This is a genomic window from Photobacterium kishitanii (assembly GCF_000613045.3).
Classification (GTDB): Bacteria; Pseudomonadota; Gammaproteobacteria; order Enterobacterales; family Vibrionaceae; genus Photobacterium; species Photobacterium kishitanii.
In genome coordinates this window covers 1,523,254-1,546,501 of the sequence record NZ_LN794352.1, presented here as the reverse complement: position 1 = coordinate 1,546,501, position 23,248 = coordinate 1,523,254, and the positions used below count along the sequence as shown (strand labels likewise).

The window sequence follows — 23,248 nt, the reverse complement described above, 5'->3', positions numbered from 1 at the left end:
ATTTTCTCTTGTAATAACCAGTTATCGATTAAATTATATGAATTAATGGCTAACCTTCTTCAATTGCACTTATTAGTAGAGAATAAAATCATAAAACAACACCAAAGCAATACAACAAACTAACAATTGAACAATAAAAAGCAACAACATCTAATATAAACCCAATTCAAAAAACAAATAAACACCAACTTATCAATAAGTTATAGATATCATCAAGTGCGATAACATTTAGTCACAATTAACTTTTTCCTTACTTAGCAGCGGTGAGATAGCATCCAATCACAAAGATCCCATTGACGGGATCAATATGATAATGGAGTTCATCATGTATTCACCAGATTTAAAGCAGACACAACTGCCAAGGAAAACACTCTTTACACGTTTTCTTGATACTGTTGAATGGCTCGGAAACCTATTGCCCCACCCAATCACTCTTTTTGCACTTTTTTGTGTGGCAATTTTAATCTCTTCCGGTATTGCAGGTTATTTTGGGGTATCTGTTATAGATCCACGCCCAGAAGGAGCAGCCGGTCGCTCAGCTGATGGTATTATTCATGTCATCAGTCTACTCAATGCCGAAGGTCTACAGTTAATCGTGGCCAACCTTGTAAGCAACTTCACTGGATTTGCTCCACTTGGTACCGTTCTTGTTGCCATGTTAGGTGTTGCTATTGCTGAACATTCTGGGCTGTTATCATCAGCAATGCGTGGTTTAGTGATGGGAGCATCACGTCGCATGGTTACAGTCGTTGTCATCTTCTCAGGTATTATCTCAAATACAGCTGCAGAATTAGGCTACGTAGTATTAATCCCTCTTGCTGCAATGCTGTTCCATTCATTAGGACGCCATCCTCTAGCCGGCTTAGCTGCTGCATTTGCTGGAGTCTCAGGAGGTTACAGTGCCAACCTATTGCTAGGCACTGTCGATCCACTACTGTCTGGTATTACCGAGACAGCAGCACAGATGATTGATCCTAATTACACTGTCGGACCAGAAGTTAACTGGTACTTTATGTTTGCCTCAACATTTGCCATTACCATCATGGGTGCATTTGTTACTGAAAAAATTGTAGAACCAAAACTGGGAAAATACGATAGTCACTTAGCGAGTGATGATCTTAGCCACGATAAGATGGGTACATTAACAGATCTTGAAAAGAAAGGTCTTAAAGCCGCTGGTCTTGCTGTTCTCGTTGTTTCAGCACTACTCGCTCTCACTATTGTTCCCGCTGACGGCGTTCTACGTAACCCTCAGACAGGTTTAGTCGCTGGATCACCTTTCTTAAAAGGCATTGTGGCGTTTATCTTTGTATTCTTCGCCATTCCTGGGTTTGTCTACGGTAAAATCGTTGGCACCATGAAGAATGACCGCGATGTAATCAATGCAATGTCATTGTCGATGTCATCAATGGGTGTCTATATTGTCCTAGTCTTCTTTGCCGCACAATTTGTTGCTTTCTTTAAGTGGACAAACTTTGGTCAGGTTTTTGCGGTTGGCGGAGCTGATTTATTACAATCAATCGGATTGACTGGCCCAGCCTTATTCTTTGCCTTTATCTTAATGTGTGGCTTTATTAACTTAATGATAGGCTCAGCATCGGCACAATGGGCTATTACTGCACCTATCTTTGTACCCATGCTAATGCTAGTGGGTTATGCACCAGAAACCATTCAAGCTGCTTACCGAATCGGGGACTCTGTCACTAATATCATTACGCCTATGATGAGTTACTTTGGTATGATCTTAGCAGTCGCTACCCGTTACCATAAAAATCTTGGTCTTGGTACACTGATTTCAATTATGCTGCCATACTCAATCGTCTTTATGATTGGCTGGAGCATCATGTTTTATGTGTGGGTATTTATACTTGGTATCCCTGTAGGTCCAGGTGCTGCAACTTACTATAACGTTGCTGGTTAATGGTTCTTTATTTACGCAGCCAAACAACACGATAATCAAACACAGAAAGCCCTCCTATGAGGGCTTTTTTCATTATACAGCTCTATCAACGAGTACTTCTTTAAAAGCAAACATACCATTTAAAGCCGCAGGAAAACCGGCATAGATTGACATTTGGAGTATGACTTCTTTTATTTCTTCTTCACAACATCCTACATTTAGCGCAGCATTTAAGTGAACTTTAAGTTGGGAAACACAATTCCCTAAAACTGTTAATGCGGCAACTGTTGCAATTTCTCTCGATTTTAGATCTAACCCTGAGCGAGCATAAATATCACCAAAAGGATATTCAATGGTGTATTTAGCTAAATCAGGACAAATATCCTGCAAACTTTCAAGGACTTTATGTCCAGCTTCACCATCAATACTTGTAAGTAGTTCTAGACCATTTTCAAAGCGAGATTTATTCATTGTAATATTCCTTATTGGCTAATTCGGAATATCATACAAGTTAGAGTTAACTCTAAGTCAACGGACTTTCCCACATTTATAGAGATTGATTTTCTCTTCTAATGCAGCCATATGTTTTTCCTGCTGCGCTATATGAACTGTTAAGGTTTCTTGATGCAGCTCTAATAACTTTTGACGCTGAGATAACGATTCCGAACCGAGTTCTCTTAAGCTCGCATACACCAATATATTATCAAGAGGCATAGCCGTCTCTTTTAAGCGCTTCACAAAGATAATCCATGTTAGATCTTTAGATGTATATGCTCGATGACCGCTGCTATTCCTTTGAACATTTTTCAGTAAACCTATTTTTTCATAATACCTAAGAGTATGAGGTGATAACCCCACCAAACTAGAAAACTCTCTCATGTTCATGATTCTACCTTCTGGAATATTTACTCATGCTCTAATAACCATCATATACTTCGATATACAATCACCATATCGAAATATCATCTTTATCAACTCCTTCTGGTGCACTCATCACCGCCCGCCTCTGAATCGATCATAGCACTAAGGCTAATTCATACTCATAGCTTAGAGCGACAAACAAATACCCAGTAAAACTACTGTATATTTTTACGTGAGATGACTCGTATATTTGCAACGTAAATTTATTATTTTCTATCATTTACTGGAAAATCACAGGTTAAAGCAACAAAAAATAATAAAAATAACACTATAAAACAGATAGTTAAAATAAAAAGAACGCCACAACCCTCCTGGAGGATTTTTAGTCGATATGAGAAAGTACAGATAAATAATACTTGCATCTACACTCGAATAAAACTACTGTATGTACATACAGCATGTATATATAACCACTGTCGGAGATGGCACTATGAAAGCACTAATGCAGGCTCAAGAATTTATTACTGCTTCTGAAGTTTATAAAGCAACATTTGGCTCTTGCTCAAATGTTTTTGAGTCTCCGTCAATGGCAGTACCTATTGAAGTAAGCTATAGCGAACAACAACAAGTACAATTAGCGTATTTTTTACGCCTTCTTAAACAAGCTAATGAAGAAAATCGTTGGATAATGTTTATCGGTCAAGATGCATTATTAGATAAACGTTTATTAATTAATGCAGGCATTGATATTAATAAAGTGCTATTACTGCGAAATACTAAAAACCAAAGCAAACATTTGCTAATGGCAAAAGCATTAGAAATGGGGAACTGTTCAGCAGTTATCGTTGCTGGTGAAATTGAATCATTTAACACCCCAATTATCTCAATGGCAGCGGAACACGGTAAAACACTAGCTTTTGTACTAAATCAAAATGTTAAAGCACAATTAACGTTCCATTGAGTTAATTTACAATCACCAATGTTACTATTTAGTTGCAATCACTGGAATATTGCATAAAGTTAATAATGAAATGGAAACAGAAAATATATATTTATTTGAAAATATGTTTTTTTAATTATTAAAAATTTAAAAAATAGCTTTTACGCATAATGAAAATCCATATAATCGAGGAAATTCAAAATTAAATACTAGGTTTCAGAATGGATAATAAGCTCGGATTTGGTGCATTAACTGCATTTGTAATCGGCTCAATGATTGGAGCGGGGGTTTTTAGTCTGCCACAAAATATGGCAGCTGTTGCTAGCCCCGCAGCAGTCATGATCGGCTGGACTATTACTGGTGTAGGCATGATCTTCCTTGCTATGTCTTTTCAGGTTCTATCATTACTAAAACCAAACATTAACAGTGGTGTTTTTGGTTACGCACAAGCAGGTTTCGGTGACTTTGTTGGTTTTTGTTCTGCTTGGGGCTACTGGCTCAGCGCAATGCTTGCTAATGTTTCATACCTAGTAATTGTATTCAGTACCTTAGGGATGTTCTTTGATAAACCTGGACATGTCATTTTTGGTATGGGTAATACTTGGCAATCGATTGTCGGTGCTTCTATTTTATTATGGCTTGTATATGCATCTGTAAGACGTGGTGTACAAACAGCGGCAACCATTAATGCTATCACTACTGTCGCTAAGTTAATCCCACTAGTATTATTTATTTTCTGTGCATTAGTAGCTTTTAAATGGCACACATTTACATTTGATTTTACAGGTGTTCAATTTGGTGCTCAGCATGACCTACTAAGCCAAGTTAAAAGCACCATGCTTATTACTGTGTGGGTCTTTATTGGTGTTGAAGGCGCTGTTATCGTTTCATCACGCGCACGTAACCGCCGCGACATTGGTCGAGCAACAATTCTTGGCTTACTTACTGCACTCACCATTTACGTATTCGTAACACTACTTTCTATGGGTGTTATTTCCACACCTGAATTAGCTAAGCTTCACAATCCATCAATGGCACTTGTACTCGAACATATTCTTGGCCCATGGGGTTCAATTATTATTGGTTGTGGTTTATTAGTTTCGGTAAGCGGTGCATTTTTAAGCTGGACAGTATTAGCAACAGAAGCACCATTACTTGCTGCGCAAAATAATATGTTTCCAAAATCTTATGCCAAAGAAAATAGCGCAGGCACATCAATTAAAGCGCTTAACCTAACTATCATTTGTATTCAAATTTCATTATTTGCAGTTATCTATGCTGGCGGTACTTATAACTCACTACTGATTATTGCTTCAGAAATGATTTTAGTACCCTATTTTCTTGTTGCTGCTTATACGCTTAAACTTGCCATCAAGAATAAAAATCGTGGTATGTTGTTATTTATTGGTGCAGGCTCAACAATTTATGGCATTTGGTTACTTTATGCTTCAGGCTTAAGCCACTTATTATTAGCATCTTTATTATACTTACCGGGTCTTTATTTCTTCATCAAAGCCAAAAAAGAGTTGAATCAGCCTTACTTCGTCGGTAAAGAACGTCTTTTTGTGCTCTTCTTAATTCTATTATCTATATTTGCTATCTATATGGTTGCGACTGGGCATATTACCCTAGAAAGTTAATCTTTATATTTAAACTCAAAAGCCGTGTATTTACGTCAAGTAATACACGGCTTTTTATTATGAGATTATTTAAGCTGTTGATGTTCCCAAGTTATTTCAATTCGATTACGACCCATTTTCTTCGCTTTTAATAACGCTAAATCGGCACGCCTAATCAGATCTTCACTGGTCTCATCCACTAATTCAGCAATACCAAAACTACATGTTAGATTAAATTCTCGATCGAAATTCCAAGCTTTATTCGCAATACTAGCTTGAATAGACTCTGCAATTTCAACAGCTGCACTCATATTGGTTTCAGGACAGAAAATAACGAACTCCTCTCCACCCCAACGAGCAAATACATCAGAACGGCGTATTAACGTTTCAACTGTTGCTGCAAATTTAATTAACACCTCATCACCAAAGCTATGGCCATAAGTATCATTAACTGTTTTAAAATGATCAATATCTATAAAAATCATCGAAAAAGGCAGATTATTAAGCCTCGTTTGAATCGTTATCTCTTCTAACCATTCATCAATCGTATGCCGATTTCGAATTCGTGTTAAAGGATCTGTACAAGCTAAATGTTCAAATTTTAAACTTTTATTATACAGTAATCTATTAGCATCTCGTAAACGCTGGCTACGTTCTTCTGTATTTTTCATTTTTTTATAAAGAATAAATCGCTCAATGATAATGAGAATAACAGCAGTAACCACCCACAATAATAACAATGACTTTACTAAAGTAGATTCGCTTATCCAGTCGCCATAAAATACCAACCGATTTAATCGAATGGCATAATAAGATTCTTTAACATAACTGCCTGTCGCAATTTCAATAATAGAAATATTGTCAAATTGTCGGCTCGATTTATCTACTGATATATTATTTTCTGCTATCCACCACGATAAAACTTGAAAGGTCCGTAATGGAAAAATTTGTAATCCAACATCAACGCCCGGTGAATATTCAATAGCGTTAAATTTCAATGAAACTGGATCGTCAATATTTGCATAATTTGGATCAAAGTTCCGTAAATAGATACGTACTCGTTCACCTTCAATTGGGCTGGTATAATCAATATCAATTCCAACTGAATGATAAGAACTTAAGTCAATGCCCTCTTCAATAGAGTCGGTTAACGATATAGCAATTTCACAAAATGGCCACTTTGCCTTATTAATAATATTACATTCTAATAATGCACCATGCTTACGAATATCTAATGTTGCTGTTGTCGCTCCATTTTGTGCTGAATCATCGATGATTTTATATTCACTATTTTTAGGAGTAACAATATATTCTTTCTTAGCACCACCAAGAATAAACCACCCATATGCTGCAATTGTAAAACAAACTAAAAATAAGACAATTGATCGAAGCCATTTATTTAACCCCGTCATAAATACCCCGAAAAACATTAACGGTTACGAAAAATAAAGTAAAAGACAACATTTACGTGCGACAAACTATCAGACAACATTAGGTTAAACAACCAATTAAAACAAACTGTTACAATTCAGCCCAAACACAGTCACTACTAGTAGCATATACATAAAAAAACGCCGCTATTATGCGACGTTTATGATTTTTTGAGATATAAATGACTTTTATTTAACGACGACGCTGATTATTTTTGCCGCGATTTTGATGTATTTTACTTTTAGCTTTTGCTCGACGTTTTTCTGCCGATGCGCCACGATGAACAGACACCGTTTCAATTAAACTCGGATCAGGTTCATAACCTTCAAGCCATTGTTGTGGTAAACGAGTATTTAATAACTCTTCAATCGCTTTTAATGCCCATTCTTCGTCAAGACTCATTAATGTAATTGCATGACCCGTATTTCCTGCTCGGCCAGTACGACCAATTCGGTGTACGTAATCCTCAGCATTAAATGGTAAGTCGAAATTAACAACATACTCCAGTTGCTGAATATCTAAACCACGAGCAGCGACGTCTGTTGCAACCAATACACGTACTTTACCGGCCTTAAAGTCATCAAGTGCACGTTGGCGCGCACCTTGACTTTTATCCCCATTAATAGAAACGGCTTTAATGCCATCTAAACCTAAGCTTTTAGCTAACTGGTCAGAACCTTGTTTGGTTTTAGTAAATACTAACACTTGCTGCCAATTACGCGAGCCAATCAAATATGCTAACAATTCTGATTTCCGTTTTTTATCAACCGGATAAACCATTTGTTGAACTGTATCTGCAGCAATATTTTCAGGTGTTACTTCCACCATTTTTGGATCAGTTAAGATACTAAACGCTAATTTTTTAACTTGCTTTGAGAATGTAGCTGAAAAGAATAATGTTTGGCGTTCAGCAGGCATACGCTTCATGATACGGTTAATATCAATAATAAAACCCATATCAAGCATACGATCAGCTTCATCCAATACAAATGTTTCTACATTCGCTAACGAAACATTACCGACAAAAACATGATCAAGTAATCGCCCTGGTGTCGCAATAAGAATATCAACGCCAGCTCTTAATGCTTTAATTTGAACATTCATGCTCGTACCGCCATAAGCTACAGCTACTTTCAAGTCACTGTATTTACCGTAAGCGATAAAGCTATCATAAACTTGTTGCGCTAACTCTCGTGTAGGCGTAATCACTAAAGCACGAATTTTTGCACCTTGCTGGGGCTTGGTTTCATCACTTCCCTGCTCTGCTAATGACGGTAACGTCATCAAACGTTGTAAAATAGGAAGCGCAAATGCTGCTGTTTTTCCGGTACCCGTTTGTGCCCCAGCCATCACATCATCCCCAGCTAATGCCAATGGGATTGCTTGCAATTGCACATCTGTTGGTTGTTCATAACCTAACTCTGTAACGACTTGCAATAATTTAGGGTGAAGGCCGAGCGTTTCAAACGACATAGTGTATTCCTAGCAATAAATACGCTTATACCAATAGAGCGGTATAAGAAAACAAGCGCGAATTCTAACACAAAAAAAAAAGCACTCCGCTACGAAGTGCTTTTTGTTACGAAATAAATGTCTGCAATTTATATCATTATTACTGTTTAATGTTTAGGAATGCAGCACCACGAACACCACCAGCATCACCATGTTTTGCCTTCACAATTTTAGGTGCTTGTGACACGGACAGTAAATATTTAGGTAAGCGCTTTGGTAATTCATCATAAATTAACTCAAAATTCGATAAACCGCCGCCTAATACAACAACATGAGGATCAACGCCAGTAAATAAGTTAGCGAAACACATTGCTAATATTTCCATAAAACGATCAACGTGCTGTTGTGCTTTTTCATCACCCGCAGCATTACGTTCAATAATCTCAATCGCTTTTAGTTTTTCGCCATAATAATGCGCATAAAGCTGCTCAAAACCACGGCCAGATAAATAATTATCGATACAGCCTTTTTGACCACACCCACAATCAAACAATGGTGCTTTATCACCCATGTGTAACCATGCATCTAAAGGTAAACGGGCATGACCAAACTCACCACCAACATGATTTAAGCCTGAGAATACCTTACCATCAAACACCATACCACCACCAAAGCCTGTGCCTAAAATAAGACCCAGTACTGATGGTGCATTTTTATGCTCATCGTCCCACGCTTCAGACAGAGCAAAACAGTTAGCATCATTATCAAGGCTGACGCTACGACCTAGTTTTGCTTCCAAATCTTTGCGTAAAGTACGACCTTTTGCTGATGGTATATTCGATGTGAGTACAGTACCATCTCGCGCATCTTCGATACCTGGAATACCAAGACCTACAGAGCCTTCACAGCCAAATTTTGCGTCTGCAGCTGTAATAATAGATACAATAGTATCAATAAGTTTATTGTAATCATCACTCGGTGTCGGTACACGCTCTGTTGCTACGCGCTCTAGTTTTTCATTAAATGCACCAAATTCAATTTTAGTTCCGCCTACATCAAAGCCGTAGTACATCCTATTCTCCTACAAATAATGTTTTAACAACACCTTGAGCTTATAACTCATTAAATATACTAAAGATTATCCACATTTAGACCAAAAATGACTGTGATCTACGGCTAATTCATTAGTGATGACCAAAATCGGTTTTAATATTATTCAATCAACATCACATCTTTAAATAGTTGTTTCATCAATCGACATGAATTTTTCCAATATAGATAACGAGGATAATTCAGGTAATAACCGATTCATTTTACCAGCAATATAATTTTCACGAAAAACGTCGAACCATAAATCTAACAGTTCTGCATTATAGTGCTCCCCAAATAGATCAATAATACGCGCAGCAACTTCTGCAGTCCCTAATTGATTCTCTTTTGATGCTTCTCGCATTTTGTAACGTGAAGGCTTATCAGGATTAATTGATAATAGTGGGAAACGATCGAGGTATGGGCTCTTACGAAACATTTTTTTTGCTTCAGCCCAGCTGCCATCTAGCATTATAAATAATGGACGCTTACCTGCTTCAAGTGCAATCGTTGTCACTTCTCGTTCTGGAGCATATTCAGCAGGGAAAACGATATATGGCTGCCATTGAGGATCTTCTAATAATGCTAACATTTCTGAATTCGGTTCAGTACGTGACCAAATATAAGCGAATGTATCTTCAAATATATCAGCAATTAAGCGACCAGTATTACTAGGTTTTAGGATTTCATCATCGAACATAACCAGTAAAAAAGCAGCATTGGATGTCGCTAATGGGCGATGTTTACAGATACACAAATGCGTACGTAACATACACTGACGGCAGCGTTGGACTTTACAGCCACGAGCAAGAAAAGGACGAGTTGAACGTGCAAGACGTTCTTCATAAAGAGTATGTATAGCATGAATGCGCATAGCGACTAACCTAAAACAGGAAAAACGCCTGCATTTTACAGAAACCGTACTAAACATACAGTCATAATCCACATTACAGGATTAGCTGTATACTATTGGTTATTTTGTAACCATGTTTTTATCTGTCTGCGCTAAAATAAACTCCCCTTTACTATCACTATAACAATTATCGCAATTGATAATCGTCGTGGTATTACGGCCTTTTTTCTTTGATTCATATAACGCTAAATCAGATTTCTCTAACCACGATTTATAATCAGTTAATTGCGGGTTCCATTCACATACGCCTAAACTGACTGTAACTCTAACAACACCTCGTTGATCATCAAATACGGTTTCTTTTTCGATACGGTTACGTAACCTTTCTGTGAAATATCCCGCAAGTTCAGCTGATGTTCCCGGTAGAATAATACCAAACTCTTCACCACCATAACGCCCTGCAATATCACTTTGTCGTTTAGTGCGGCGTAATACATCAGCAATAACTTTAATTACCCCATCACCAGCAACATGGCCATAAGTATCATTTACACGTTTGAAATGATCAATGTCAAACATAACTAGCGTGGCTGGCGTTTGAGTTTGATTACAAAACTCAAACGCATCGGCTAAGCAATTCTCCCAATGGCCTCGATTATAAAGCTGAGTTAAGCGATCAGTAATACTTAAATATGTTAATTGCTTATTAGATTCATGAAGATGATTCTTATTCTTCGCAATATCAGTAACATCAGTAATAGTTAGGCATATATGCTGGTATTCACCTGATAATGAGCGTAATGGTGTTAAAGTCATATTTTGATACATGATATCTGAACTGCCAGAAATTGGACAAAAATTCAAAAATCGGAATACCCATGGTCGATCTTCCCACGCAGAGAATGAACGCATTCTTAATTTAAACGTCGATTGTATTTTGTTCTGTAACCATAACTTTGGTAAATCAGGCACAATATCAAACAGAGATTTTCCCATAATTTGAACACTAGAAATTCCACTATAAGCTTGCATAAAAGTATTCCATGCACAAACATTATAGTTCTCATCTAGTATCACAACACCAGCATCAAAATTATCTAATACTTGCATCGTTAAGTGAAAATCAGCTAAAGATATTTCGTTCAATGTAATGATTCCATCACTTTCTTATTAATAACGGCCAGAGAATGGTTGTCCATAATAAATAGAACCTCACACTCAACATCTAGTACTTCGGCTTTATAAGTATATTCAATAGTAAAAAAAGTATTAGAATCACCATAGGTATGATGTAAATTCATATATTCTTCTAAAACGATCGGCTGTCGTACAGAAAATGGAATAGTAATTTGTTCTGATAATGCGACTAAGAAAGACGAAACCATTAAATTTGCAATATCGATGACCACTTCATTTTTATATTCATCGGTTTGACTGAAACCCAATTTTTCACCAAATAAATGAATATCTTTACCATGCAATTCAACTAATGCTTCGCCATGAATTCCACCACCTACAAAACGCTGTGTTATTGCTATTAGCTCATTATCATTACGTATATCTGCAATCGCCATCGATAGATCATTACTTTTCATAAACGCCACATTTGGTAATGGCATTTTAATAAAATCACCTAAATGATCAGAGATAATTGCAGCGCCACGTCCTAAAGCAATATTGGCAAGTTCACGAATACTTTCAATAGGTTCACTTATTAAATGATTATCTGGTGTGATAAATTGACTGCTATCAAATACTAACCCTAAATGTTGAGAAAGTTCAGTCAGTTCTTCATGGTTAAATGGCTTAGATAAAAAATAATCAGCCCCTAGTGCTAGACTTCTTTCCCTTGCGGTTAATTGGATATCAGCCGATAGCACAATAATAGTCGTATTAAACTCGCGTACAGGTAAAGATTTCATCACACTAAAACCATCCATAACTGGCATGGTTAAATCTAAAAACATAATATCAATATCAACATTTTTTAAACAATCAAGTCCTTCTTTTCCATTTTCAGCATAGAAAAAAGTTGCATTACAGCATGATTGTAGTGATCGCGTAATTGATTTATGTACCAATACTGAATCGTCACAAATGAGAATATTTATATTTTTAATCATCCAACTGATAACTTATCCCATAAAACTTTGATTTAGTATAATGCAAAGCAACATTTCACAGTAATTTAAATATGCATTCAGTGACATACATCTAATTATTGAGCTTGCTTCCAACAATTATCACTAATATAAAAACAAAATATTTATGTCTTATCGGTGGTGATTGAATTTATAAATTACTATTACTTAGCTGACAATTAATAGCTTCTAAATAGTAACTAAGCATAATAGCTATACAATATAGTTACCCAAGACAGTTTTTATAATAGAATCATTGCACAATTTTAAGTAGTCAGTGGATAAAAAACATGAAAGCCCTTCGTTGGATTGTCGGTCGCATCATCCTTATACTCAACGCAATTTTTTCACCACGAGGTATGCAACGCTCCGCAGTAGAACAACAGGTTGTTGACACTGCAGTCGCTAATATGCAGCTCTATCAATTTGAGACTTGTCCTTTTTGTGTAAAGGTACGTCGCCATGCTAAACGTCTAAATATACCACTTACAACTCGCGATGCTAAAGTTGCTCCTTGGGATAAAGAGCTATTAGAACAAGGCGGAAAGCGAAAAGTTCCTTGTTTACGCATTGAAGAAAATGATCAGATCACCTGGATGTATGAATCAAATGATATTATTGCATACTTAGATAAACGTTTTGCTTAACGTTACCGATAAGTATCACAAGACCTTCAAATAAACACTCAAGTCCTGATGTTATAAGCCGATATGTATCCATTACGTTTTTTATAGTTGCAGTATAAAAAACCGCACGCTTATCGGCTTTTAACGGCTGAATTTTCACTTATTCGTTATAAATAAGTTTTACAGGGCTGTATATGAGAAAAAATCATACAATCACTACCGACGATATTTTAATTAAATTATGTCATTCTTTGGCTGATGTATTATCAGTTGCGACAGAAAGCCAGATTAAATATTCACCAATGGTACAAAAAATCAATAAAACCAGCCTCAAACCGGATATTGGTTGTTTTGTTTTATTTGACGGCGGTTTCACCGGTTTAGTCGTTACCAACTTCTCAGCATCAGCAGCAATGGAATTGTATAAAAATTATATGCTACGAATGGGATTTACTGACTCAGATCTCGCCATTCATCATACCGCTGATGATGTTGCGAATATTTTAGGGGAATTAATGAACCAAGTCGTTGGTGACTTTACTGGTAAAATTGGCAGAGAGTTGAAAATATCCATTACTCAAAACCAACCTAAAATGTTGGCATTACATAAACAAATTATTTTATCCGTTGACACTAACCTCGACCGCCCTCAAGTACGACGTGTTAGTTTTACTACTGCAAACAATCATATTTTCTATCTCGAACTTGCCATGGACAAAACAGAGTTTATTCAGCTCGAAGCGTTTGAAGTAGATGAACAAGATCCTGATACTATTTTTGAAACTGCTTATGATGCTCGGCAACAACAAAACCAACTAACCTCAAACAATAGCACCCCTGATAATAACAACGACAATCAAGATTTACTTGATCAACTTGGATTATAAAAACAGTAATAATTTAAGCAGTTAGGTAACTTTAATAACAATATTGTTGCCTACTTACTTTGTGCTCAATTCAAATAACGATTATTACTTTAATTATGTGATCAATAACGGTATTACCTTTCATAATACAATTTACAAAATCTTCAAATCCGTATAATTTCGATCCCACTTTGAATCTGTGAGTTTTAGTAATGTCTCAACACCGTATTGGTAGTTTTGAATTCGGTCGAATTATCGCCACCATCGCCATCATTGCTTTGCATTGTCAAATTTTCATGCAAGCCCCACTCTTTAATGGTCAGCCGCTACTGGGAATGGGGCTTAATCAAGTTAGTCGTTTTGCTGTACCACTATTTTTTATTATGGCTGGCTATTTTATTCAACCTCGTTTAACAACAGAACTTGGTCCTTACCTATGGCGTTATGCACGTCCTCTACTGATCATGTGGGTATCATGGAGCATTATTTATCTCATTCTGCCATTTAACTTTCATCTTGTCGCAACCGATGGCTACTTTGCTGAACGTAGTTTGTATTGGCAAAAACTATTATCAACGCCGTTAAATACTCTCTTTGAGGGGGGCTTAGTCCATCTTTGGTACATTCCAGGCTTACTCAGTGGTTTAGCTGTTATTACCCTACTATTACGTTTCAACTTAGCTCGATTTATTATTCCTGTCGCTACCGTATTATTTATTTTTGGTCTAATGGCTGGCAGTTATGCACAAATGACAGATTTAAGTTCTCCTGTCTTTACTCGTAACGGTCCTTTTTTTAGTACCTTTATGATCATGCTCGGCTTTGAAATTCGTCGCCGTAATATTAGCCTTAGCCTAAAATACAGCATCATAATGATGATGGTTGGGTTTGGCTTATTTATTGGTGAAGCAAATTACCTTTCCTTACAAGAAAATGGTTCTTTTTTCCATGATTTCCTGTTTGGCACCCCGTTATGGGCATTAGGTATTTTCTTTGTTTTATTAGCGAAACCAAGCTTAGGTGACAGTAAAATTACTCATTCATTAAGCAAAGATGTATTGGGTATTTATTTATGTCATCTTATTATTGTGATTTATTACTTAAATATCGTCAGAATATTAGGTATTAATCCGATTATTGCGAGTATTTTTGCTGTACCCGTCGTATATTTCGTATCAACAATAATTGTTCGCGGTTTGCGTAAAACGCCACTGGCTCGATTCTTAGTACGATAAACACAAAAAAGGCTAGTTTTAAACTAGCCTTTTCATTATTTATAGATAAAACGAAAGCAATCCTTTATAAAATAACTACCGTTTTAACTATAGAGCTATTATTGAAAATTACCTTCTTTTAAAATCGCACTAAATTTATGCTCTACCGCATGATCAAATTGATCAAAATAATAACTACATACTTCAGGCTTATTATAATATGGTGTAACAACACAAGATCGAATCAAAGTAACTTTATGAATATCATCCCAGTCTTTACGTGCTATGCCACTTCTTGAAATTAACTCTACTGGCGAGTCTTTGTAATCAGAATAATCAAACTCAGTGTGAGATACAATTAAGTCATTAAGATAAGCTTCAGTATAGTATGAGGAGCATTTGTAGAATTCAGTATTCAACTGATTCATAACAGCTAAACTAGCATTACCTTTTAAATTAAAAACATAATTAACCATATTGGTATCAGGCTTAACAAGAGGATGTACTTGTAATGCTATACCATTAATATCATATTCTGTATTAACCAATTTATTATAAAAGTTTTGAGCACCTTCGATACTAGCGCCAATCAGGCGTCCGTAACCTGTAATATTTAATGGCAATATTTTATGGCATACCCACACAGAAGCTGCTGCAGCCCCTGCTTTTGAGCCTTCAAAAACAAATGCTCCCAATAAATCAGGAATTGAAGTGTCTTTCTGAAATGCATAATTAGAAAAATATGAAATAGTATTTCTCATTCGCTTATCACGAATAACAATACCACCAGCTTTATAAGGTATATATCCCATTTTATGAGGATCGACAGTAATACTATCAGCTTGATTCATTGCTTTATAAGCGTTATAAACCTCTAGGCATGGCCAATCTAGTTTCTCATTTTGGAAAATATTATATTGACTATATTTATCATGAATATTATTAAATGGAATAAAGTTATAATCTTCATCAAGAAATATTGAGCGCATATAACCACCATATGCAGCATCAACATGATAGTAAAAATTTATTCCTTGCTGACTATATTCTGACCTTAATAATGCAACTTTATCAACATAATCAACAGAACCCTCTTCTGTTGTACCCACAACAGAAACAACCCCAAGTACTGGAATCTTTTGCTCTACTAGAGAATCAATCGCTTCTTTTAGTTTATCAACTCTCATTCTAAAATGATCATCAACTTCAATCTCAATAATATTATTAATACCAACACCTAAAATATCAGCCGCTTTCAACCAAGAATAATGCTTAGTTTCAGGCACAATTAACTTACCAAGTAGTGGGATTTCTTTATCATTAAACCGAGCAGAATAAGCTTTAATATCATCTAATTTTTGAGGGATCTGATCTAATATATCCATTATTTCGCTAATAGACATATTTAATAATTGCCAATCGCTTTTCCCAACAATAAAATCAGGAGCAACGTCTTTTAATGCAAAAGGAATCGATTTAATATTTCTCATGTACCATACAGCTTCATAATTTGCTGTTGATCCATCAGGTGTTAAATGTCCCCAGCCAATATTATCGTCATAACCCATTAAATGACAAAAATCATATGCTAGTTCATTTTCTAACTCACTTGTTGCTGGCGATCCCTCATAAGCAATATTATTACCGTTATATAGCATACCCGCAAAATAGCCCAAAAGAGCAGGCATTAATGTTTCTGAGTTCATATGCCCTAAATATCGAGGAGAATGCCATGGCATCATCTTTGTTCGCAGTTTAGATGAAAGCTCATTTAATGCATCCTCCATCTTATTAGTGCTTTGTAAAAAGCTTTCACTACACATATCTGCTTTATTAATAATATTAGGATCTTCTGGATGAAAGTTTTTCCTCCACTGAGAATGATCAATAAATAATTTCATTAAATTTTTGCTGAAAGTCTCTTCATTTTCAGATTTAGTTCCAAGAAACATACTATCGATATTAATTGGAGTAGTTATTGCTTTATTGTTCATAAAAACGTCCATTTATTTAGCTACGACCATTTTTTTCCATGATTCTTTTTTAAATTTAAAAATAACCAATGGAATAACAAAGAAAATCACTGTACCTATAGACTCAAATAAAACATATGTTAATTTTTTATCGCTTGGTATATCTATTGATGGTATAAAACTAATTATAATTGTAATTCCCACACCTAAGTAAGCGAGAATACATATTAACCACATTCCAGCACTTCCACCTGGAATTTTAAATGCTCGAGGAACATCAGTTGCTGCATAATGTAATTTAACTTCAGCTGATATTATAAACAAATATACAATACTATATAATATAGTCGTTAATATAAGCACCATAAAATATACAGTATTTATACCTGGGATAAAGACAAATAATAAGGATATTAATGACACTGCAGCTGCTTGTAATAATACAAAACTAATAGGTATATCATCTTTATTCCTTTTTTGTAGAATAGCAGGTAGATACCCTTCTTCCGCAACTTTAACCATTGATTTTGAAGGACCAAGAATCCATGCACTCATCTGAGCAATCATACCAACACAAATCATTAACCCTAATATGCTAGTTATCCATGGAATATTTAAGTCTGTAAAATAAACCTGAAAAGGCTGTAATATATTAGCAAGTTGAATATCATGTACAGGTATTGCATTCGCTTCAGTCAAACCTGCAATCAAGTTAAAAATAACCATTGCACCAATTGAAATAAATACCGCTATTGGATAATTCTTTTTTGGATTATCTATATCATTAGCATGAACAGATGCTATTTCTAAGCCTGCAAAAATAAAACAGATACCAGCAAAAAATGACCACTTAGATAAATTTGTAATATCAGGTATAGCACTATTAAAATTAAGTGGGCCTAAATTAACATTACCATATTGAATCCAATACCATATACCTAAAATCACTAATAGTGTAAATGGGATATAAATACCAATGACAGAACCAAATGTACTAATCCACTTACCTAAACTACCTTTTAGATTAGCTAATGTTACAATCCAAAAAATAATCATAGTAGTAATGGCAATATAACTACCATCATTAACTAAATCTGGTCTATGTATTGAATAGGCAAATATACTTGCAAATGCAGAACCTACCATTTGCATACCAACTAACATTTGAACCCATAGTAACCATGAGACTACAAACGCCCATTTAGAACCAAATGCGGCTTTAATCCAAACTTGTGGACCACCTTCCTGCGGCCAACCCGTCGCTAACTCTGCTGCTATTAATGAAATAGGTATCGCAAATAATATTGCTGCTCCTGCCATAAAGAAAATAACTTCCCAACCAGAACTCGCGACTGTCGGAACATTTCGAATGCTTCCGTAAAAAGCAATACTCATTGCTATTAACTGAAACAGCGTTATTTTTTTAGTCATGCTTTTCTCCTTAAGCACTTAACTACTTGGTTAAAGAAAACTACTCCCATTATATAGATGCGTATATCTATGAAAAAAAAACTTAATATTTTAAGATTGAATTGATGACATATTCACATTAAGAGCATAAATATTATCAATCAAGCAAAACTCATTCACTGGCATCCCCTCCTCTCGATTACATATTTGTAGAAAAGAAATACCAGTCTAATCATGAATTAATGATTATTTACAAAGTGATTACGTAGTCATTTTCAATGTAATTCATGTTTACTTTGTAAATAATTTCTATGTCAGTCGCATATTTCTTTTTTTTAGATTGTTAAATATTTCCATTAATTTTATAAATTCAACGTTAAGCAATAATTAATGACAACTAACTCTCTGTGATATCTATTTTCATTATTAATGTATGTAACGTTATATTTTAAAAGGATTTATCTGATGACTAAACCGCGCCCTTTATCACTATTTATAGGCTGTGCTTTTGCAGCAAATAGCTATGCCATGACACCTCAACCAGATCCAGATAACGTCGGCGGCTATGTCATTGAACGCTCACAAATTATTGCTGCCGAAAATGCTAAAACAACCGATCCTATGTACGATGTTTGGGCGCAAGCTTTAGCTACTGCATCAAATACTGTCGTGGAAGCCATCGCGCCAGGATTTAATACTAATCCTGATAATGTGAAGCGCGTAGAGCGAGTTTTTCCTGAAACTGAGTGGAATTTCCTAACCCAAATGGCAGCACCTGAATATACTTACACCCGCTTTTTACGTGCTATAGGTAAATTCCCTGCTTTCTGTGGTGAGTACACTGATGGTCGTGACTCTGATGCTATTTGTAAGAAATCAATTGTTACTGCTTTCGCCCATTTTGCCCAAGAAACTGGTGGCCATATTAGTATTGAAAACGTCTCAGATAACCCATTAGGCCTTGAGGAATGGCAACAAGCATTAGTCCATGTTCGTGAAATGGGTTGGTCTGAAGGCCAACCGGGGTACACCACGGGATGTGGTCAAGATGATTGGCAAAATAAGCGTTGGCCTTGTGCTGAAGGACAAGGTTACTTTGGTCGTGGTGCCAAACAACTCTCTTATCACTTTAACTACGGTGCATTTTCTGAGGTAATGTTTGACGGCGATGCAACCGTATTACTCAACAACCCGGGTTTAGTTGCTGATTCTTGGCTCAACCTCGCTTCAGCTATTTGGTTCTTCCTAACTCCTCAAGCGCCTAAACCTGCTATGTTACATGTTATTGACCGTACTTGGACGCCTTCTCAACGTGAAACAGATGCAGGTATCGGTTATGGATTTGGTACTACTATCAATGTTATTAACGGTGGTATTGAATGTGGTGAGCAAAATAAAGATAAAGGTCAACCTGTTAACCGTATTCGCTACTGGGAAGGTTTAGTTGAAAACTACCAAATATCATTACAGAGTGATGAAACCAACACCTGCTGGCAACAAACACCTTATGGTAGCTTAAATTTAAATGGTGCTACTGATGTGCTTTACACTAACTGGGATGCAAATTGGAAATACTATCCAGATCGTCCAGGTGGTGTCTCATTTGAATGTGAATTAGTCGGTTTCCAAACCGCTTATTCTGCTTTAGTGGCCGGTGATTATGAAAAATGTGTCGCTAATTTCTATGGATCACACGCTAACTGGCCAGCCGTACGCGTCGTCGATGAATTAGATCCAGACACTGGTGGTGGTACAACAGATCCTACAGATCCGCCAGTTGATGGGGTTGCTAGTTGGGATCAAAATAAAGTCTATACAGGTGGAGAACAGGTCTCATACAAAGGCGCTATTTATGAGGCACAATGGTGGTCACAAAACAATCAACCTGATTTAGGTGGGCCATGGAAGCTGATCCAAGCGGCAGTTTCAACAACCAACGCAGCCTAACTACCACCGAATAATTAAATCAATAAAAATGGCTTTGATGTGGTTGTATAAAACCCTATCAAGGCCATTTTTTATAACTAGCAACAATTATTACTGTTATTTTGTTGCAGCATCAAACACTAACTTACCTAATCGATACAGCCGCTTTGCTTGCTCACTATAATCAATACTCTCACCCTGAGCACGACGACGATTTAACTGCGTATTAACGCCATCTTGATATACCTGCTGTAACTGGGATTGTAAATTATCAAGATTATATGGAATGCGATCACTACTCACTGAAAATGGCAAAATATATTCGGCCTGCATTACATCACTATTATATTTCACAGCATCCACAATAATACGTCCTTTAGCCGTTTGTGGTGCATCCAAGTCATATGGCGGTAACCATTCATCAACTGGTTTAAGTTTATCAACTTGGTTAACTAACATAATCACTTTAGGTGCTTTACGCTGTTGATTTTGAGGCTGTTTATAAAAGGCATCTAATGCGGACTTCAATGTCACATCAAGTTGTCGTGATGATTGATTAGCTTTCAATACCCAAATAACTACATCACTTTGGGTCATTTGCTTCAGTAGTTTTTTCTCTGTCTCCGCACAGCCATCAATGCCGGGTAAATCGATAAGATTAATTAAATCAAGCCCTTCAACCTCACACTTATAAGTTGTGGCTTTATCTGTTGATGGTAATGCGCTAACTTCAGCTGCAATTTCTCCAAGTAAGCCATTAATAACAGAAGATTTACCAGCACTCACTTGTCCAACAACTGCCACACGTAAAGGCTCAACCTCAATTGCTACCGCTTGTTGATCTTGGTCATGAAGCTGACTATGCGGAACCGCAGCATCATCAAGTTTAAATCGACCGCTATATAAATCAATCGCAACTGATGCAACCTCTTGTAATAACGTCGCCTTTAATTTGCTTTGAACTTCAGCACTAACATCATCAAATAACTTACCGACCACTAATCCACGTACTTCAGATAACCACCCCGTGGGAGTCGCGATTCTAAATAAACGATAAACATCATAAGCACTTTTAGCGTAACCTATTTTATCTTTAAGGGCATAACCTTGCTTTAAACTCGTTAAGGTGATCTTCTCTGAAAAAGGAACATGTTGTTGTAAAAAATGACGGTAACGACGGCTAACTTCTTCAACCATCATTAAAAACTCTGGAGCAGTAAAAGCTAATTTTTGCGAGCTAGATTGCTGATGATATTGCGCTGCAACATCAGCAACCAAAACATAAGCATGAGCCTGTAAACTTTCCCATGCAGAATCTTGAGCTAACTGTTTATCAATCAACGCCACCATTTGTTGCCATACTTGATGATCGTGCTCGCTCCATTGTGGATTCGCTGTTACATGTAATGGTGCGATATCATCCATCACAGCATCAGCAACAACACGCTTACGGCGCAGCCACCAATATGGCAAGAAAGCCAATAAACAACCACCAGCAATAATAGCAAAGAACAACAACCACTGACCTTGTTGAATCAAATCAACCACGCCAAAACCGGCTAATACAACCACTGGCAAACAGATAGCCGATACCACTAACGGCAAAAAGCCTTCAGAGAGTTGATTAATTAAATGATAACTTTTACTGACCCGTTTCATTCACAGTCCTTTTTCGATGATGCTTTACTTAATTGTTGTCGATCAGCAACTTGCTTAACGGTTGTAAATGCTTGTTGATAAGCTAACTTAATTTGATCTTTAGATATGGGTTCACCTTTACTACGATGATACAAATACATACATGCTGCTCGACCAATGGCATAAGTTGATGAAAAACTCATTGCCGCAGCTGTTGCACTACCCACTGTTTGGCCATAAGCAGGAATAAACTTAACTAATTGGTTAAGTCCTAACTTAGATATATATTGCAGTAAAAAACCTGAACCCAACATACCGACAAATTCTGCATAATCTTTCTTATTCCAACTCACGCCATATTGATTAGCGAGACTATGTAGCATTTTTCCTTGAATAGCAGGTACGCTAAATAACCCAACAGCAGGAATAGCATCACTAGCACCAGCAGCGCCGGCATACCACAATACTTCTTGACGTAACTGGTAAAAATTTTGTTCTTCGCGATTAGTATGTGCTTGTTGATTTGATAATAAACTCAACATAGGTAGCGCATCAGTTAATGCACACTGCAATACATCAAGGCCAATAAATTGTTCATCATCGGGAATAAAATCAACCACTATCGGTTGATACATTGTTGCAGTTTTCGATTGCCATTGTGCGGGTTTTATCCCCCACACATCCATTACTCGCTGATGATTATAATCAATTGCTCGTTGCCGCTCTTGAATATCAACAATACTATTAACAGCGGTATGAATAACCAATAAATGTTTAATTGCACCGCTGCGTTTTATCTGCTTTAAGGCATTTAATAGGCCTGATTGTTCTGGCTCTTCAGCTTTCATTACCACCATTAATGCATGGCTTTTACCACTACACATAGCAATATCTTCAGCAGGATCGTAATCCGCCTCACCTAGCCCTCGTGTATCAAGAAAACACACTAATGGGTTTTCAGCAGGATAAAGATAATGATGCGCAGTACGGGTACAAGGCTGAAAGCCATTACCGATCTCCACTAAACTATTTCCAGTGAGTGTTTGAATAATAGTCGATTTTCCAGCGCCAGTTTTACCTAATAGCCATAAGGTTGGAATATGCTTTTGCCATTCATCAAACGCAGGCGCCAAGTCAGGATTAACCGAGGGATTTATATATTGATAAACTTTCTTAAAGAAGCGATTCATATCACCTACACAAAATAGTCAACAAAACAAATAGATATCTACTTCTAACATACTCCTATTTTCTCAATTTTGGAAAACAGTTAATGCTATTCGAAATCGTTAACTTATTTACAGTGACA

18 protein-coding genes and 1 pseudogene are annotated in these 23,248 nt (G+C 36.5%); 7 read left to right on the top strand and 12 right to left on the bottom strand.

Annotated features, from left to right (window positions below; all coding sequences use genetic code 11):
• Positions 1 to 325 precede the first annotated feature (325 nt).
• On the top strand, positions 326 to 1,921 hold the full coding sequence (locus PPBDW_RS07320) for an AbgT family transporter (protein WP_036794431.1): 1,596 nt from the start codon (positions 326 to 328) through the stop codon (positions 1,919 to 1,921).
• Positions 1,922 to 1,993: 72 nt separating this feature from the next.
• On the opposite strand, the gene PPBDW_RS07315 is transcribed toward PPBDW_RS07320, so the two are convergent.
• Both PPBDW_RS07315 and PPBDW_RS07310 read right to left on the bottom strand, forming a co-directional pair.
• Positions 1,994 to 2,371, bottom strand: a complete 378-nt coding sequence (locus PPBDW_RS07315) for a carboxymuconolactone decarboxylase family protein (protein ID WP_036794429.1) — start codon at positions 2,369 to 2,371, stop codon at positions 1,994 to 1,996.
• Between the two features lie 57 nt (positions 2,372 to 2,428).
• On the bottom strand, positions 2,429 to 2,785 hold the full coding sequence (locus tag PPBDW_RS07310) for a MerR family transcriptional regulator (protein ID WP_036794427.1): 357 nt from the start codon (positions 2,783 to 2,785) through the stop codon (positions 2,429 to 2,431).
• Positions 2,786 to 3,251: 466 nt separating this feature from the next.
• Here PPBDW_RS07310 and PPBDW_RS07305 point away from each other — a divergent pair, with 466 nt between their 5' ends.
• Positions 3,252 to 3,722 carry a cell division inhibitor SulA gene (locus PPBDW_RS07305; protein WP_036794425.1) on the top strand — a complete coding sequence of 157 codons (471 nt, stop codon included), beginning with the start codon at positions 3,252 to 3,254 and terminating at the stop codon, positions 3,720 to 3,722.
• 200 nt (positions 3,723 to 3,922) lie between these two features.
• Positions 3,923 to 5,341 carry a basic amino acid/polyamine antiporter gene (locus tag PPBDW_RS07300; RefSeq protein ID WP_036794423.1) on the top strand — a complete coding sequence of 473 codons (1,419 nt, stop codon included), beginning with the start codon at positions 3,923 to 3,925 and terminating at the stop codon, positions 5,339 to 5,341.
• 65 nt (positions 5,342 to 5,406) lie between these two features.
• On the opposite strand, the gene PPBDW_RS07295 is transcribed toward PPBDW_RS07300, so the two are convergent.
• The 6 genes from PPBDW_RS07295 to PPBDW_RS07270 form a co-directional block, all read right to left on the bottom strand.
• Positions 5,407 to 6,732 (bottom strand): GGDEF domain-containing protein, encoded by a 1,326-nt coding sequence (locus tag PPBDW_RS07295; protein WP_036794421.1) that lies wholly within the window; start codon positions 6,730 to 6,732, stop codon positions 5,407 to 5,409.
• Positions 6,733 to 6,943: 211 nt separating this feature from the next.
• Complete coding sequence (locus PPBDW_RS07290; RefSeq protein WP_036794420.1) at positions 6,944 to 8,224, bottom strand: DEAD/DEAH box helicase; 1,281 nt, start codon at positions 8,222 to 8,224, stop codon at positions 6,944 to 6,946.
• A gap of 139 nt (positions 8,225 to 8,363) precedes the next feature.
• Positions 8,364 to 9,275: an N-acetylglucosamine kinase gene (gene nagK, locus PPBDW_RS07285; RefSeq protein ID WP_036794418.1), complete on the bottom strand. Its 912-nt coding sequence runs from the start codon at positions 9,273 to 9,275 to the stop codon at positions 8,364 to 8,366.
• Between the two features lie 162 nt (positions 9,276 to 9,437).
• Positions 9,438 to 10,166, bottom strand: a complete 729-nt coding sequence (locus PPBDW_RS07280; protein WP_036794414.1) for a tRNA-uridine aminocarboxypropyltransferase — start codon at positions 10,164 to 10,166, stop codon at positions 9,438 to 9,440.
• Positions 10,167 to 10,265: 99 nt separating this feature from the next.
• Positions 10,266 to 11,291: a GGDEF domain-containing protein gene (locus PPBDW_RS07275; protein WP_036794412.1), complete on the bottom strand. Its 1,026-nt coding sequence runs from the start codon at positions 11,289 to 11,291 to the stop codon at positions 10,266 to 10,268.
• On the bottom strand, positions 11,288 to 12,268 hold the full coding sequence (locus tag PPBDW_RS07270) for a response regulator (RefSeq protein WP_036794411.1): 981 nt from the start codon (positions 12,266 to 12,268) through the stop codon (positions 11,288 to 11,290). Before PPBDW_RS07270 ends, PPBDW_RS07275 begins: the two co-directional genes overlap by 4 nt.
• Before the next feature lie 308 nt (positions 12,269 to 12,576).
• Between PPBDW_RS07270 and PPBDW_RS07265 the strand changes: the two genes are divergently transcribed.
• The 3 genes from PPBDW_RS07265 to PPBDW_RS07255 all read left to right on the top strand — a co-directional run bounded on the left by PPBDW_RS07265 (position 12,577) and on the right by PPBDW_RS07255 (position 15,013).
• Entirely contained in the window at positions 12,577 to 12,933 is a 357-nt protein-coding gene (locus PPBDW_RS07265) for a glutathione S-transferase N-terminal domain-containing protein (RefSeq protein WP_036794410.1), read from the top strand.
• 173 nt (positions 12,934 to 13,106) lie between these two features.
• Positions 13,107 to 13,799 (top strand): DUF3334 family protein, encoded by a 693-nt coding sequence (locus PPBDW_RS07260; protein WP_036794408.1) that lies wholly within the window; start codon positions 13,107 to 13,109, stop codon positions 13,797 to 13,799.
• A 191-nt stretch (positions 13,800 to 13,990) separates the two neighbouring features.
• Positions 13,991 to 15,013 carry an acyltransferase gene (locus PPBDW_RS07255; protein ID WP_036794407.1) on the top strand — a complete coding sequence of 341 codons (1,023 nt, stop codon included), beginning with the start codon at positions 13,991 to 13,993 and terminating at the stop codon, positions 15,011 to 15,013.
• A 98-nt stretch (positions 15,014 to 15,111) separates the two neighbouring features.
• Here PPBDW_RS07255 and PPBDW_RS07250 read toward each other — a convergent pair whose 3' ends face one another.
• Together PPBDW_RS07250 and PPBDW_RS07245 are read right to left on the bottom strand one after the other, a co-directional pair.
• A complete protein-coding gene (locus PPBDW_RS07250) occupies positions 15,112 to 16,986 on the bottom strand; it encodes a pyridoxal phosphate-dependent decarboxylase family protein (RefSeq protein ID WP_036794406.1) in 1,875 nt (624 codons plus the stop codon).
• 12 nt (positions 16,987 to 16,998) lie between these two features.
• On the bottom strand, positions 16,999 to 18,396 hold the full coding sequence (locus PPBDW_RS07245) for an amino acid permease (protein WP_036794404.1): 1,398 nt from the start codon (positions 18,394 to 18,396) through the stop codon (positions 16,999 to 17,001).
• Between the two features lie 444 nt (positions 18,397 to 18,840).
• On the opposite strand from PPBDW_RS07245, the pseudogene PPBDW_RS07240 reads away from it, so the two are divergent.
• Positions 18,841 to 20,289: pseudogene (locus PPBDW_RS07240) on the top strand (chitinase); the annotation flags it as partial.
• 129 nt (positions 20,290 to 20,418) lie between these two features.
• Here PPBDW_RS07240 and PPBDW_RS07235 read toward each other — a convergent pair.
• Complete coding sequence (locus tag PPBDW_RS07235; protein ID WP_036794402.1) at positions 20,419 to 21,960, bottom strand: GTPase family protein; 1,542 nt, start codon at positions 21,958 to 21,960, stop codon at positions 20,419 to 20,421.
• Complete coding sequence (locus tag PPBDW_RS07230; protein ID WP_036794399.1) at positions 21,957 to 23,129, bottom strand: YcjF family protein; 1,173 nt, start codon at positions 23,127 to 23,129, stop codon at positions 21,957 to 21,959. Before PPBDW_RS07230 ends, PPBDW_RS07235 begins: the two co-directional genes overlap by 4 nt.
• Between the last annotated feature and the right edge of the window lie 119 nt (positions 23,130 to 23,248).